Source organism: Leclercia sp. EC_58, from assembly GCF_019584355.1.
Lineage (GTDB): Bacteria > Pseudomonadota > Gammaproteobacteria > Enterobacterales > Enterobacteriaceae > Enterobacter.
In genome coordinates, this window is record NZ_VDAM01000001.1 from 2,636,351 (window position 1) to 2,651,500 (window position 15,150).

Annotated in this window: 12 protein-coding genes; 6 read left to right on the plus strand and 6 right to left on the minus strand. The window is 57.6% G+C overall.

Translation table 11 applies throughout. From position 1 onward, the window contains the following. Window positions 1-75: 75 nt before the first annotated feature. The 4 genes from hcr to aqpZ all read right to left on the minus strand — a co-directional run bounded on the left by hcr (window position 76) and on the right by aqpZ (window position 4,614). Window positions 76-1,044, minus strand: a complete 969-nt coding sequence (gene hcr / locus FHC51_RS12925) for an NADH oxidoreductase (RefSeq protein WP_220435713.1) — start codon at window positions 1,042-1,044, stop codon at window positions 76-78. 11 nt (window positions 1,045-1,055) lie between these two features. Next, entirely contained in the window at window positions 1,056-2,708 is a 1,653-nt protein-coding gene (hcp, locus tag FHC51_RS12930) for a hydroxylamine reductase (RefSeq protein WP_220435714.1), read from the minus strand. 143 nt (window positions 2,709-2,851) lie between these two features. Then, on the minus strand, window positions 2,852-3,751 hold the full coding sequence (locus FHC51_RS12935) for a lysine exporter LysO family protein (RefSeq protein ID WP_103823404.1): 900 nt from the start codon (window positions 3,749-3,751) through the stop codon (window positions 2,852-2,854). Window positions 3,752-3,918: 167 nt separating this feature from the next. Beyond that, window positions 3,919-4,614, minus strand: coding sequence for an aquaporin Z (gene aqpZ / locus FHC51_RS12940; protein WP_220435715.1), 696 nt, complete (start codon window positions 4,612-4,614; stop codon window positions 3,919-3,921). Between the two features lie 371 nt (window positions 4,615-4,985). Between aqpZ and FHC51_RS12945 the strand changes: the two genes are divergently transcribed. Further along, on the plus strand, window positions 4,986-6,644 hold the full coding sequence (locus FHC51_RS12945) for an ATP-dependent endonuclease (protein ID WP_220435716.1): 1,659 nt from the start codon (window positions 4,986-4,988) through the stop codon (window positions 6,642-6,644). Here the strand turns inward: FHC51_RS12945 and FHC51_RS12950 are convergent. Beyond that, on the minus strand, window positions 6,641-7,597 hold the full coding sequence (locus tag FHC51_RS12950; protein WP_220435717.1) for a VirK/YbjX family protein: 957 nt from the start codon (window positions 7,595-7,597) through the stop codon (window positions 6,641-6,643). The two genes, FHC51_RS12945 and FHC51_RS12950, sit on opposite strands and share 4 nt — an antisense overlap. 159 nt (window positions 7,598-7,756) lie before the next feature. Here FHC51_RS12950 and macA point away from each other — a divergent pair, with 159 nt between their 5' ends. Then, window positions 7,757-8,872, plus strand: a complete 1,116-nt coding sequence (gene macA, locus FHC51_RS12955) for a macrolide transporter subunit MacA (protein WP_103178898.1) — start codon at window positions 7,757-7,759, stop codon at window positions 8,870-8,872. Next, window positions 8,869-10,809, plus strand: coding sequence for a macrolide ABC transporter ATP-binding protein/permease MacB (gene macB, locus FHC51_RS12960; RefSeq protein WP_220435718.1), 1,941 nt, complete (start codon window positions 8,869-8,871; stop codon window positions 10,807-10,809). Before macA ends, macB begins: the two co-directional genes overlap by 4 nt. Before the next feature lie 164 nt (window positions 10,810-10,973). Here macB and cspD read toward each other — a convergent pair whose 3' ends face one another. Beyond that, window positions 10,974-11,195, minus strand: coding sequence for a cold shock-like protein CspD (cspD, locus tag FHC51_RS12965; protein WP_032617324.1), 222 nt, complete (start codon window positions 11,193-11,195; stop codon window positions 10,974-10,976). Window positions 11,196-11,517: 322 nt separating this feature from the next. On the opposite strand from cspD, the gene clpS reads away from it, so the two are divergent. From clpS to FHC51_RS12980, 3 genes are all read left to right on the plus strand, one after another. Further along, window positions 11,518-11,838, plus strand: a complete 321-nt coding sequence (clpS, locus tag FHC51_RS12970; protein ID WP_114315466.1) for an ATP-dependent Clp protease adapter ClpS — start codon at window positions 11,518-11,520, stop codon at window positions 11,836-11,838. A gap of 30 nt (window positions 11,839-11,868) precedes the next feature. Continuing rightward, window positions 11,869-14,145, plus strand: a complete 2,277-nt coding sequence (gene clpA / locus FHC51_RS12975; protein WP_114387535.1) for an ATP-dependent Clp protease ATP-binding subunit ClpA — start codon at window positions 11,869-11,871, stop codon at window positions 14,143-14,145. 580 nt (window positions 14,146-14,725) lie between these two features. Then, window positions 14,726-15,142: a hypothetical protein gene (locus FHC51_RS12980; protein WP_220435719.1), complete on the plus strand. Its 417-nt coding sequence runs from the start codon at window positions 14,726-14,728 to the stop codon at window positions 15,140-15,142. The last annotated feature ends 8 nt before the right edge of the window (window positions 15,143-15,150 follow it).

The window sequence follows — 15,150 nt, forward strand, 5'->3', positions numbered from 1 at the left end:
CGGCACTGCGTTTGCCCGGCCTACGGTTCGCGGTCTTTTGTAGGCCCGGATCGCTACGCGCCACCGGGCTTTTTATCAGGCCAGCACCAGATCCCCCTGCGGATGGCAGGAGCAGGCAAGTACATAGCCTTCCGCCACTTCGGCAGCCGTCAGCGTCATGGTGCTGGTAACGGTATAGTTCCCGTCCACCACTTTTGTTTTACAGCAGCCGCACACGCCTGCGCGACAGGCAGCCGCCACCGGCACGTTATTGCTCTCCAGCGCCTCCAGCAGCGTGCTGCCCACGCGGCCAAAGAAGGTTTTCGCAGGCTGCAATTTAGTGAATTTCAGCCCGCTGGTGGCAGCTTCCGCGACCGGAGTAAAGAACTGCTCTTTAAAGAAGCGGGTCACGCCCAGGGCCTTCACCTCTTCTTCCACGATCTCCATATAGGGCGCCGGGCCACAGGTCATCACCGTGCGGGAGGCGATGTCCGGTACGCTTTGCAGCAGCTCGCGGCTCAGGCGACCGGCGACAAACCCCTCTGTGGCGTTGTTTTCCGCCACCAGGGTAACCGGGTAGTGACGCCATTCGTCTGCAAAAATGACATCCTGCGGCGAGCGCACGCTGAAGATCACCGCCACGTCAGCCTGCGGGCGGTTCTTCGCCAGCCAGCGACGCATCGACATCACCGGCGTCACGCCGCAGCCAGCGGCCAGCAGCAGGAATTTATCTTCCGGCTTATCGTCGCAGGTAAAATCTCCCTGCGCGTCCGACAGCCAGATGTAATCCCCACGCTTCACCTCACCGGTCAGCCACTGTGACCCCGCCCCCTCATCAATGCGACGAACTGTCAGCGTTATGTACTCGCTGATGCCCGGCGTCGAGGAGATCGTATACGCCCGCAGCGTCTCTGCGGAGTTACGCACGCTGACCAGCGCATACTGCCCGGCACGGTAAGGATAATAGTCGTGACACAGCAGCGAAATCGTCCAGACATCCGGCGTTTCCTGATGGATGTGGTGAACCTGCATCCGCCATGGGCACTGATGGGTTGGCATCGTCATACTTTTACTCCTTACGCGCTCAGCAGTTGCTTCATATCGTCTTCAACGGTGGTCACGGAACGCAGACCGAACTTCTCGTTGAGGACCGCCAGCAGATCCGGGGTAAAGAAGCCAGGCGCCGTCGGGCCGGTGACGATGTTTTTCACGCCCAGCGAGAGCAGGGTCAGCAGGATCACAATCGCTTTCTGTTCGAACCAGGAGAGCACCAGCGACAGCGGCAGATCGTTTACGCCGCAGCCCAGTTTTTCCGCCAGGGTGACCGCGAGGATGATGGCTGAGTAGGCATCGTTACACTGACCGGCGTCGATCAGGCGCGGCAGCCCTTCGATATCGCCGAACTCCAGCTTGTTGAAGCGGTACTTACCGCAGGCCAGGGTCAGGATCAGGCAGTCGTCCGGGACGCTGGTGGCGAAGTCGGTGAAGTAGTTACGTTCCCCGCGCGCGCCGTCGCAGCCGCCCACCAGGAAGATGTGACGCAGTTTTTCGCGGCTCACCAGATCAATCAGGGAGTCCGCCGAACCCAGCAGGGTCTGACGTCCAAAACCGACGGTGATGAGGTGTGGAATTTCACTGTAGGGGAAGCCCGCCATCTGCTGGGCCTGAGCAATCACCGGACCAAAATCGTCGCCTTCGAGGTGGCTCACGCCCGGCCAGCCGACGATGCTCCGGGTCCAGATACGGTCATCGTAAGCACCCACCGTCGGGTCGATGATGCAGTTAGAGGTCATCACGATGGGGCCCGGGAAGCGGGCGAATTCCACCTGCTGGTTCTGCCAGCCGCTGCCGTAGTTCCCGATCAGATGTTTGAATTTACGCAGTTCCGGATAGCCATGGGCGGGCAGCATCTCACCGTGGGTGTAGACGTTAACGCCGGTGCCGTCGGTCTGCTCCAGCAGGTTGTAGAGATCTTTCAGGTCGTGACCGGAGATCAGGATGCACTTGCCTTCGGTCGCTTTGACGTTGACCTGCGTCGGGGTCGGGTGGCCGTATTTGGTGGTTTCACCGGCGTCCAGGATGCTCATCACTTTGAAGTTCATCTGGCCGATCTCCATTGAGCACTCGAGCAGGGCGTTCATGTCGGAAGGCCAGGTGCCGAGCCACGCCATAATTTTGTGGTACTGGGCGTAGATGTCGTTGTCGTACTGATCCAGGACGTGGGCGTGTTCCATATAGGCCGCGGCCCCTTTCAGGCCGTACAGGCAGAGTAAACGCAGGCCGAGAATGTTCTCGCCAATCGCCGCTTTGTCTTTGTTCGGGGTAAATTCAGCCGCCTGGCGCTGCAGGTCGCCCAGATCGTCGCTGACCAGTTGCAGGTCGGCCATTGGATTGTCGACACGGGCGCTGGCATCCACATTCAGGCACTGCGCTTTCAGGGCTTCACGCAGGGCGATGGCTTCGCGGGCGTAGCCCACAATGCGCGGGGAGTCGAAGTTCACGTTAGTCAGGGTAGAGAAAAACGCGCGCGGGGCGAAGTGATCGACGTAGTGGTCGATGATGCCATATTCCCGGGCTTTAACTGCCCAGGCGGATAAACCCTGCAGGGAGGCGATCAGTAAATCCTGCAGATCGGAGGTTTCTGCGGTTTTACCGCACATGCCCTGTGCGTAAGAGCAGCCGTTGCCAGCTGGGGTACGGATGGTTTGTTCACATTGCACACAAAACATAATCACACCTGTTAAAGTTATATTTGAGATACATCTTTAAGGTTATGCCTGTGGCGATACGGTGAAAAGGGCTTTCTGCTACAAAATAGAGGGTTATTGATTTAGCGCAATTTTGGCGGCAGCAGGCTACCGCCAAAGAAGTATCAGGCTGAGAAGAACGCCATCATGACGGGCACCAGCAGGCTTAAAATAAAGCCGTGAACGATGGCGGCAGGTACCATCTCCAGCCCGCCCGAGCGTTGCAGCACCGGCAGGGTGAAGTCCATTGAGGTCGCACCGCACAGCCCCAGCGCCGTGGAACGACTGCGGCGCACCAGACCCGGGATCAGCATGATGGCGATCAGCTCGCGCCCCAGATCGTTAAAGAAAGCGGCGCTGCCAATGACCGGACCGAAAGACTCGGTTAACAGAATGCCGGAAAGCGAATACCAGCCAAAACCGGAGGCCATCGCCAGGGCGGTATTCAGCGGCAGGTCGAGAATAAAGGCGTTAATCACCCCGCCAATCAGCGAACTGCCCACCACGATCACCGCCACTATCATGCCGCGACGGTTGAGAACGATCTGTTTTAAGGTCATGCCATTATTTCGCAGCTGAATACCAATAAGGAACAGCAGGAAGATCAGCGTATATTCACTGGCCTCGGTGGCGTGTTGTAAAAAAGAGAATCCTGTCAGCCCCAGCAAAAAACCGAGCACCACCACGCCGCATAATTTTAAGGACTCCAGCGCCATGGCAATACGCGAAGGCAATTTTTCCTGATGGTGATGGTTTTTCCACGGAATAGCGCGCTCCAGCCAGAACAGGGCCGCGATATTGCAGAGCAAAATAACGGTCATCGTAATAATGGAGTAGTGCAGGATAGAGAGCAGATTGGTGGCAAGATTATCGAGGAAGGCGAGGCTGATCCCCATAAAAAAGAGAATGACGTAGACAATCCCGCTCAAAAGACGATTGATCAGTTTTAACGCTGACAGCTGATGAAGAGGAATGAGATAGCCCACGATCAGTGGGAGCAGAATGATTAAGAGTCCTGAAAACATGAACAACCGGTCCTGTATTTGAGTGGCGCTGAGACACTACCCAATTCAGACGGTTCAGTAAAGGTGAAAACAGTGCCGGGCGGCGCTTCGCTTGCCCGGCCTACGAAATGCTGTCCCGTAGGCCGGGTAAGGCGAAGCCGCCACCCGGCGCCACAACGCGCGCACGCTTAATCGCGTTTTTCCAGCAGGGTGCGGTACAGCACGCCGCCAATAATACCGCCGATAATCGGCATCACCCAGAACAGCCACAGCTGCTCCAGCGCCCAGCCGCCCTGGAAGATGGCTACCGCTGTGCTGCGCGCCGGGTTAACAGAGGTGTTGGTCACCGGAATGCTGATCAGGTGGATCAGGGTCAGCGCCAGGCCAATCGCAATCGGCGCGAAACCGGCCGGGGCGTGTTTGTCCGTTGCGCCGTGGATCACCAGCAGGAAGCCTGCAGTCAGCACGATTTCAATCACGATGGCAGAGAGCATGGAGAAACCGCCAGGGGAGTGTTCACCAAAGCCGTTTGAGGCAAAGCCGCTGGCCGCAGCATCAAAGCCCGCTTTACCGCTGGCAATGACATACAGAATAGCGGCAGCAATAATTCCGCCAATGATCTGGGCAATAATATAGCCAAGAACCTCTTTTGCCGGAAAACGACCGCCGGCCCACAATCCTAATGTTACCGCCGGGTTAAAATGACCACCGGAAATATGGCCCACGGCATATGCCATCGTTAAAACCGTTAAGCCGAAGGCCAGCGAAACACCAACGAAACCAATTCCCAGCTCCGGGAATCCTGCTGCCAGGACGGCACTGCCACAGCCACCAAATACCAACCAGAATGTACCAAAAAATTCCGCTGCTAATTTTCTGAACATAACCACCTCAAAGAAAAAATGAGCGCAATCCTGCGCCATTGTTATTTATCGCCAAAATAAGCGACGAGTTTTAAAACGCCACTATTCTAAAAATGAATATTCCCCCTCACCAGTTAAATAAATACGGTAAGTTTGATGTAGGGCAATGTGTTGCGCTTCCTTGCTAAATTAAGGCGAGTAAAGCAGAGTTGCATTTTCGGCAGCAAGAGTATGCGGCGGAAATGGTTATTACAAATGAAACTGTCTGGTTAAATTCTTAATTTTCGCTTCTGGCTGGCATTATTCCGCCTACGATGGAGTGTCCGTCCGGGCCCGCTGGCGTTATACTCCTGATAACTTAAAGGAAAAAGTTCATCTCTCCCGGAGGGTACATGTTGCTAGAGCGTGTGGAAATCGTGGGGTTTCGCGGCATTAACCGTCTGTCGCTGATGCTTGAGCACAACAACGTGCTAATCGGAGAAAACGCCTGGGGTAAATCGAGCCTGCTGGACGCCCTGACGCTGCTGCTATCGCCGGAATCCAGTTTGTACCATTTTGTCCGGGAAGATTTCTGGTTCCCCCCCGGGGATATGCTGGGGCGTGAACACCATCTGCATATTATCCTTACCTTTCGTGAAAGCGAGCCGGGGCGCCATCGCGTTCGCCGCTATCGTCCTCTTGCCGAATGCTGGGTGCCCTGTGATGATGGCTATCGGCGCATTTTTTATCGCCTGGAAGGTGAGCTCGCCAGCGATGACAGTGTGCTGACCCTGCGCGGTTTTCTCGATACTGACGGCCAGGCCCTGCCGCTGGAGGATATCGATGAGCGGGCGCGTCATCTGGTCCGTCTGATGCCGGTGCTGCGCCTGCGCGATGCCCGCTTTATGCGCCGCATCCGCAACGGTACCGTCCCCGACATGCCTGATGTGGAGGTCACCGCCCGGGAGCTGGACTATCTGGCCCGGGAACTGGTCGCCCGTCCGCAAAACCTGACCGACGGCCAGATCCGCCAGGGACTGTCGGCAATGGTACAACTGCTGGAGCACTACTTCTCCGAACAGGGCACCTCCCCGGTGCGCAACCGGCTGATGCGGCGGCGCTCCCATGACGAGCAGCGCAGCTGGCGCTACCTCGACATCATCAACCGGATGATTGACCGTCCCGGCGGCCGCTCGCACCGGGTGATCCTGCTGGGGCTCTTCTCCACGTTGTTGCAGGCCAAAGGCACCGTCCGGCTGGACCGGGATGCCCGCCCGCTGCTGCTGGTGGAAGATCCCGAGACGCGCCTGCACCCGATCATGCTCTCGGTGGCCTGGCACCTGTTGAATCTGCTGCCGCTGCAGCGCATCACCACCACCAACTCCGGCGAACTGCTGTCGCTAACCCCGGTTGAGCACGTCTGTCGTCTGGTGCGTGAGTCGTCGCGCGTCTCGGCTTACCGCCTGGGGCCGGGGGGCATGAATGCAGAAGATAGCCGCCGTATCGCCTTCCATATTCGCTTCAACCGCGCCTCCTCGCTGTTTGCCCGCTGCTGGCTGCTGGTGGAAGGGGAGACCGAAACCTGGGTGATTAACGAGCTGGCCCGTCAGTGTGGGCACCACTTTGATGCCGAGGGCATCAAAGTGATTGAATTTGCCCAGTCGGGGCTGAAACCGCTGATTAAATTTGCCCGGCGGATGGGCATCGAATGGCATGTGCTGGTGGACGGTGACGAGGCGGGTAAGAAATATGCCGCGACCGTGCGCGGGCTAATCAATAACGACCGGGAAGAGGAGCGCGAGCACCTGACGGCGCTGCCCGCCATGGACATGGAGCACTTCATGTACCGGCAGGGCTTTTCCGATGTCTTTCACCGGGTGGCGATGATCCCGGAGGATATCCCGATGAATATGCGGCGGGTGATCATGAAGGCCATTCACCGTTCGTCGAAACCCGATCTGGCGATTGAGGTGGCGATGGAGGCCGGTCGTCGCGGCGTGGAGGCGGTGCCCACGCTGTTGCGGAAGATGTTCTCCCGCGTGCTGTGGCTGGCACGCGGGAGGGCGGACTAGCGGCGGGTCGCCTGGTTGACCTGATCGATCAGGCTGTCCAGCAGGGTAAACCGGCGGCGATACTCAGCGCGTTTTTTGCTGGCGATCTCCTCCATCGGTTTGCGCGGCATGGCGAGCGGCAGCCTGAAGTTGCCCTCGCTGTCGCGCTCCCCGCCCAGCGACAGCCAGAAACTGTCGTAGTCGGCCAGCAGTTTCCCCTCTTTTTTCTTGCGATAGCGCCAGCTGCGATAAATATGGGTGCTGTTGCTGACGGCGATAATCTGCTCCACGGCCAGGGCGCTGCCGAGCGTCATGGCGGCTTCCACCAGCAGGCGTTTCGGGAACAGGCCGTGACAGGCTTTGGTGGCGCTCTGGATCGCCTCGTGCGGCACAAAGGCTTTTGCCCCCTGCATCCCGCCGATAAACAGCGTCGGGGTGCCGTTAACCTGACACAGCGTAAAGGTCATCTCCGCCAGCACAGTCTGCTGCTCGTCGCAAAACGCCAGCGTCGCTTCGCCCTCTTTATCGAGGAAGGCATCGGCGCACAGACGCAGGGTAAAGGCGCGATCGTCTTTGCCGTTCAGGGTCAGTAACGTGACCCCCTCCCGGGAGAGATAGCCGTTCATCAGCGCGGCCGGGAGCTGGCGCTGCAGGGTCTGATAGTGCCAGTTCAGCGCCTGGAGCGTTTGCTGGCGATTCATCGCCACCGAGAGCCACGGGCGATGCAGGCGGCAGGGCAGCCCCGGCTGGACCTGTAACAGTTGCAGGAGTTGCGGCTGTTTTGTCAGGCTTGCCAGCAGACGTGCGGTGCTGAACGGCGTCATCAGCGAGCGCAGCATAAATTTGCGGCGATAGGCCGGATTACGCCAGGCAAGGCCGGGGGTTAATGTTCCGGATGCCAGATGCTGAAATAGCTGCCAGGCTGATTTAGGTTGCGGCTGCTGTGAATAAGATGACTCTGCGATGGAGGACATAATAGATCCCGGTCTTGTTGCCAGGCCTTTATTTCAGCAGGGGTTTTATCAACCTCTCCTCAACAACGTTTACGCGCCACGAAAAGCAGGGGTTTCGTTGAGGCGCGGTTTAGTTAGAATCAACAGTTATGTAAGCCGGAATAGCTATTTGGAATATTTATGAACTTAAAGGGAAAGCGCAGGAAGCTGTTTCTGCTGCTGGTGCTGATTGTACTGGTGGGTGGATTCTGGCTGTGGCGGGTGCTAAACGCACCGGTGCCGCAATATCAGACATTGATTGTCCGGCCGGGCGAGCTGCAGCAGAGCGTGCTGGCGACCGGCAAACTGGACGCGCTACGCAAGGTTGACGTGGGTGCCCAGGTCAGCGGCCAGTTGAAGACGCTGTCGGTGGAGATTGGCGACAAGGTGAAAAAAGGGCAACTGCTGGGGGTTATCGATCCGGAGCAGGCCGAAAACCAGATCAAAGAGGTGGAAGCGACGCTGATGGAGCTGCGCGCCCAGCGCAGCCAGGCGGAAGCGGAGCGTAAGCTCGCCCAGGTGACCCTGAACCGTCAGCGGCAGCTGGCGACCACCCAGGCGATCTCGCAGCAGGATCTGGATACCTCGACCACCGAGCTGGCGGTAAAGCAGGCGCAGATTGGCACTATCGACGCGCAGATCAAACGCAACCAGGCCTCGCTGGATAGTGCCAAAACTAACCTTGAGTACACCCGCATCGTTGCGCCGATGGCCGGGGAAGTAACGCAGATTACGACCCTGCAGGGACAGACGGTTATCGCTGCCCAGCAGGCGCCGAACATCCTGACCCTCGCGGATATGGGTACCATGCTGGTGAAGGCGCAGGTTTCGGAAGCGGATGTGATCCACCTGAAGCCGGGGCAAAAAGCCTGGTTTACCGTGCTGGGGGACCCGCAAACCCGCTATGAAGGGGTGCTGAAGGATATTCTCCCGACGCCGGAGAAGGTCAACGACGCCATTTTCTATCACGCCCGGTTTGAAGTCCCCAACCCGCAGGGGGTGCTGCGCCTGGACATGACTGCCCAGGTGCATATTCAGCTCTCCGGGGTGAAAAACGTGCTGACCATTCCGCTGGCGGCGCTGGGCCAACCGGTAGGAGATAACCGCTATAACGTGAAGGTGCTGCGTAACGGTGAAATCCGCGAGCGTGAGGTGAGCCTCGGCTCGCGCAACGATACCGATGTGGTGGTGGTGAAAGGGCTGGAAGAGGGTGAAGAGGTGGTCATCAGCGAGAGCCAGCCGGGGGCGGCGAAATGACCGCCCTGCTGGAGCTGAATGATATCCGCCGCAGCTACCCCTCCGGCGACGGGCCGGTGGAGGTGCTGAAGGGCATCACCCTGCGGGTAGAGGCGGGGGAGATGGTGGCGATTGTCGGGGCGTCAGGCTCCGGTAAATCGACGCTGATGAATATTCTCGGCTGTCTGGATAAACCCACCAGCGGCACCTATCGTGTGGCGGGCACCGACGTCGCCACGCTGGACAGCGACGCGCTGGCCAAACTGCGTCGGGAACATTTCGGTTTTATCTTCCAGCGTTACCATCTGCTTTCGCATCTGAGCGCGGCGCAAAACGTCGAGGTGCCCGCGGTCTATGCTGGCGTGGAGCGCAAAAAACGCCTTGAGCGGGCGCAGGCGCTGCTTACCCGGCTGGGGCTGGGGGAGCGGGTGGATTACCAGCCGTCGCAGCTTTCCGGCGGCCAGCAGCAGCGGGTGAGTATCGCCCGGGCGCTGATGAACGGTGGTCAGGTGATCCTGGCGGATGAACCGACCGGGGCGCTGGACAGCCACTCCGGGGAAGAGGTGATGGCGATCCTGCACCAGCTGCGGGATCAGGGGCACACGGTGATTATCGTCACCCACGACCCGGAGGTGGCCTCCCAGGCAGGACGCATTGTCGAGATCCGCGACGGCGAGCTGGTCAGCAATCCGCCGCCTGGCCTCAATGCCACCCGGCGGCAGGAGATATCCTTACCGCCGCCTTCGGGCTGGCGGCAGTTTGCCAGCAGCTTTCGCGAAGCGCTGACCATGGCCTGGCTGGCGATGGCCGCCAACAAAATGCGCACCCTGCTGACCATGCTTGGGATCATCATCGGCATCGCCTCGGTGGTGTCGATTGTGGTGGTGGGCGACGCGGCCAAACAGCTGGTGCTGTCGGATATCCGCTCCATCGGTACCAATACCATTGACGTCTATCCCGGCAAAGATTTTGGCGATGACGAGCCTCAGTACCAGCAGGCGCTGAAGTATGACGATCTCACGGCCATTCAGAAGCAGCCGTGGGTTAACTCCGCCACACCGGCGGTGTCCCAGAGCCTGCGTCTGCGCTATGCCAATATCGATGTGGCGGCCAGCGCCAACGGTGTCAGCGGCGACTACTTCAACGTCTACGGCATGACCTTCAGCGAAGGGGGCACCTTCAATGCAGAGCAGCTGGCAGGGCGGGCGCAGGTGGTGGTGCTCGACAGCAATGCCCGGCGACAGCTGTTCCCCAATAAAGCGAAGGTGGTAGGTGAGATCGTGCTGGTGGGGAACATGCCCGCGACGGTGATTGGCGTGGCGGAGGAGAAGCAGTCGATGTTTGGCAGCAGCAAGATTTTGCGCGTCTGGCTGCCTTACACCACCATCTCCGGGCGCATTATGGGCCAGTCGTGGCTCAACTCCATTACTGTCCGGGTGAAAGATGGCTACGACAGCGCCCAGGCAGAGCAACAGCTTGAACGCCTGTTAACCCTGCGCCACGGGAAGAAAGATTTCTTCACCTGGAACATGGATGGGCTCTTGAAAACGGCGGAAAAGACCACACGTACTCTTCAGCTCTTCCTCACGCTGGTGGCGATCATCTCCCTGCTGGTCGGGGGGATCGGGGTGATGAATATCATGCTGGTGTCGGTGACGGAGCGGACGCGTGAAATCGGCATCCGTATGGCGGTGGGCGCCCGGGCCAGCGATGTGTTGCAGCAGTTTTTGATTGAAGCGGTGCTGGTCTGTCTGGTGGGCGGTGCGCTGGGGATTACGCTCTCGCTGCTCATCGCCTTTACGCTGCAGCTGTTTTTACCCGGCTGGGAAATTGGTTTTTCACCGATGGCGCTGCTAACTGCCTTCCTGTGTTCTACCTTTACCGGGGTACTGTTTGGCTGGTTGCCGGCCAGAAACGCCGCGCGATTAGATCCGGTGGATGCGTTAGCCCGGGAGTGAACCTGTTGCCAGGTGGCGGCTACGCCTTACCCGGCCTACAAAATCCGTAGGCCTGCGCAAGCGCAACGCCGCCGGGCATCAGGTCGCATCACCGCACACAAATAAAAATGCCAGCGCATCGGGCTGGCATTTTGAGTGCGGGGTGTACACAATGAAACAGAGGGCTATGCCACCACTTCTGCTTCGATGGGCACAATAACGCTGGCATGATTGCCTTTTGGCCCAAGGTGTACATCGAACCGGACGGCCTGCCCGGCTTTCAGCGTTCTGTATCCATCCATCTGAATGGTGGAGTAATGTGCGAAAATGTCTTCGCCGCCGCCTTCAGGGCAGATAAAACCAAACCCTTTGGCGTTGTTGAACCACTTAACTGTACCCGTTTCCATGCTTCGACATCCTTCGTAAATCTTATTGAGTTAGATGTAATGAACCGGTGGTGGAGTGGGAGCTGTTCAAAACCTCGCCAACTCACGCTTGTACAATTTAGATAAACCAAAGGGATCGTCAAGCATTTGCCGGGCAAGGACGGGTAAAAATGAGTCAAAATTTGAAGCAGTTAACGCTATTGAACGGTATTGTGACAGACATCGCGGATGGCAATAATAGATGTAGGTTATCTGACATCTAAGGTAGATTCAGGTTATGTATAGCCTCCCGTCAGCATCAGAACACGCGACCGGAGACCGTAAACGAAGATGACGACTGACAATGGGTAAGACGAACGACTGGCTCGATTTCGACAAGCTGGCGGAAGATCAAGTGCGCGACGCGCTAAAACCGCCATCTATGTATAAAGTTATGTTAATGAACGATGATTACACGCCGATGGAATTTGTTATTGACGTGCTACAAAAGTTCTTTTCTTATGATGTTGAACGTGCAACGCAACTGATGCTTACGGTTCACTATCATGGCAAAGCCATCTGCGGGGTGTTTACCGCAGAAGTCGCCGAAACCAAGGTGGCAATGGTGAACCAGTATGCAAGGGAGAATGAGCATCCGTTGCTGTGTACGCTGGAAAAAGCCTGAATAAGGCAATGAAAATTGGGGGAGGTGCCTATGCTCAATCAAGAACTGGAACTCAGTTTAAACATGGCTTTCGCCAGAGCGCGTGAGCACCGACATGAGTTTATGACGGTCGAGCACCTGCTGCTTGCACTGCTCAGTAACCCATCCGCCCGCGAAGCGCTTGAAGCCTGCTCCGTGGATCTGGTGGCGCTGCGTCAGGAACTTGAAGCCTTCATCGAACAGACCACACCTGTACTGCCCGTCAGTGAAGAGGAGCGCGACACGCAACCGACGCTCAGCTTCCAGCGTGTACTCCAGCGTGCGGTATTTCACGTCCAGTCCTCCGGACGTAGCGAAGTCACCGGTGCCAACGTGCTGGTTGCCATCTTCAGCGAGCAGGAGTCGCAAGCCGCCTACCTGCTGCGCAAACACGAAGTCAGCCGCCTCGATGTGGTGAACTTTATCTCTCACGGAACGCGAAAAGACGAATCGAATCCGTCTTCGGATTCCAGCCATCAGGTCAACAGCGAAGAGCAAGCAGGCGGGGAGGAACGTATGGAAAACTTCACCACCAATCTTAACCAGCTTGCCCGTGTTGGCGGTATCGACCCGCTGATAGGCCGCGATAAAGAGCTGGAACGGGCGATTCAGGTGCTGTGCCGCCGCCGCAAGAACAACCCGCTGCTGGTGGGGGAATCTGGCGTCGGTAAAACCGCCATTGCCGAAGGGCTGGCCTGGCGCATCGTGCAGGGCGACGTTCCGGAAGTGATTGCCGACTGCACCATCTATTCGCTGGATATCGGTTCCCTGTTGGCCGGAACCAAATACCGCGGCGATTTTGAAAAACGTTTCAAAGCGCTGCTGAAACAGCTGGAGCAGGATACCAACAGCATCCTGTTTATCGACGAGATCCATACCATCATCGGCGCCGGTGCGGCATCGGGTGGCCAGGTGGATGCCGCCAACCTGATTAAACCGCTGCTCTCCAGCGGCAAGATCCGGGTGATCGGCTCAACCACCTATCAGGAGTTCAGCAATATTTTCGAAAAAGACCGTGCTCTGGCGCGTCGCTTCCAGAAAATCGATATTACTGAACCGTCGGTTGAGGAAACGGTGCAGATCATCAACGGCCTGAAGCCGAAGTACGAAGCGCACCATGACGTGCGTTATACCGCGAAAGCGGTGCGTGCGGCGGTGGAGCTGGCGGTGAAATACATCAACGATCGCCACCTGCCGGATAAAGCGATTGATGTGATCGACGAAGCGGGCGCGCGTGCGCGTCTGATGCCGGTCAGCAAGCGTAAGAAAACGGTCAACGTGGCGGATATCGAATCCGTGGTGGCCCGCATCGCGCGTATCCCTGAGAAGAGCGTTTCTCAGAGCGACCGCGATACGCTGAAAAACCTCGGCGATCGCCTGAAAATGCTGGTCTTTGGACAGGATAAAGCCATTGAGGCCTTAACCGAGGCCATTAAGATGGCCCGTGCCGGACTAGGGCATGAGCACAAACCTGTCGGTTCTTTCCTGTTCGCCGGTCCGACCGGGGTGGGGAAAACCGAGGTGACGGTTCAGCTCTCCAAAGCGCTGGGTATTGAGCTGCTGCGCTTTGATATGTCCGAGTATATGGAGCGTCACACCGTCAGCCGTCTGATTGGTGCGCCTCCGGGCTACGTGGGCTTTGATCAGGGCGGCCTGCTTACCGACGCGGTGATCAAGCATCCGCACGCGGTTCTGCTGCTCGATGAAATCGAGAAAGCGCACCCGGACGTGTTCAACATCCTGCTGCAGGTGATGGATAACGGGACGCTGACCGATAACAACGGGCGCAAGGCGGACTTCCGCAACGTGGTGCTGGTGATGACCACCAACGCCGGGGTGCGTGAAACCGAGCGTAAATCCATCGGCCTGATCCACCAGGATAACAGCACCGATGCGATGGAAGAGATCAAGAAGATCTTCACGCCGGAGTTCCGTAACCGTCTGGACAACATTATCTGGTTCGAACATCTCTCTACCGAGGTGATTCATCAGGTGGTGGATAAGTTCATCGTCGAGCTGCAGGTTCAGCTGGATCAGAAAGGTGTGTCGCTGGAAGTGAGTCAGGAGGCTCGCAACTGGCTGGCAGAGAAAGGCTACGACCGTGCGATGGGTGCCCGTCCGATGGCGCGTGTGATTCAGGACAACCTGAAGAAACCGTTGGCTAACGAGCTGCTGTTTGGTTCGCTTGTCGATGGGGGCCAGGTGACGGTGGCGCTGGATCAGGCGAAGAACGAGCTGACGTATGATTTCCAGAGTGCGGCGAAGCATAAGCCGGAGGCGGCTCACTAACGCTGTTGCGTGATGGTAAAAACCGGGCGAAAGCCCGGTTTTTTTATGGTTTTTTCATGGATGTGGCCGGGTTGGTAATGTTGAATACCTGAAGCGATAAAGTCATTAAAGGTGAATTGAGAGTTACAGCGATGACCAGGTCCGGCTGAAAATCGCCGAAGCGTTTCCGTAAGGCCGGGGCGAGGCGCATGGACGCGCCGAGAGGGCATAGCCTGCATGGATGCAGGCTGGTGCCCGACCCGAAAGCCTGAAGGAATAAGCTGAGGGCACCGCGAAGCGGCGATTTTCTTTGCCGGGAGCCGGGGTTGCCAGGGGGGAGGCGGCGAGCCCCCCTGGCACGTTCACCGGTTCCGGCGTATCAGAGAAGCAAGGAACGTAAGGTGAACGGAACGACTACTTAAGCCGCATATTCACCTTACCCCACATCAAAATTTTGCGAGGCGTTATCCAGAATTTAAACGAGAAAATTGCTGGATAAAATCACAGTATTAGAATGGCGATGCACCTGCAAAATCAGGTGCCAGGATTGGCATCCTGAAAGCGCGCACAATGATAATTTGCCGTGCATAAAGGACTCTTTATGACTAATGAAAACCCTATTCCCCAGCTTTATAGCGAACTTGAAGTCTGTGCCCACGATCTCTCCACGCTCGCTGCGCGCTGCAACCTGCTTACCGAAATCCTTGTCGATTGCGACTCGCTGCCGCAAACGCAGCCTGTCTGCCGCTGCCTGGCAGCCTACCTTGATGCATTCAGCGCTGAGCTGGCAAAATCCATGACCGATTTTCGCGTGCTGGATGAAAATGAAATCCCGCCCTCGCATAAACAGGAGTGGCTGCTGGACAGCACCGAAGCCCAGTGCAATTACTGCCGGGCCTTAAACCATGTGCTGTTGGTGTCGCATTTCGACCGCGAGATGCTCCCGCACCTTACCGGGCTGCTGCATGATATTGCGCATACCATGCTGGCGGATCTGACCGTAGTGCGTATCCACTGATACGGGCG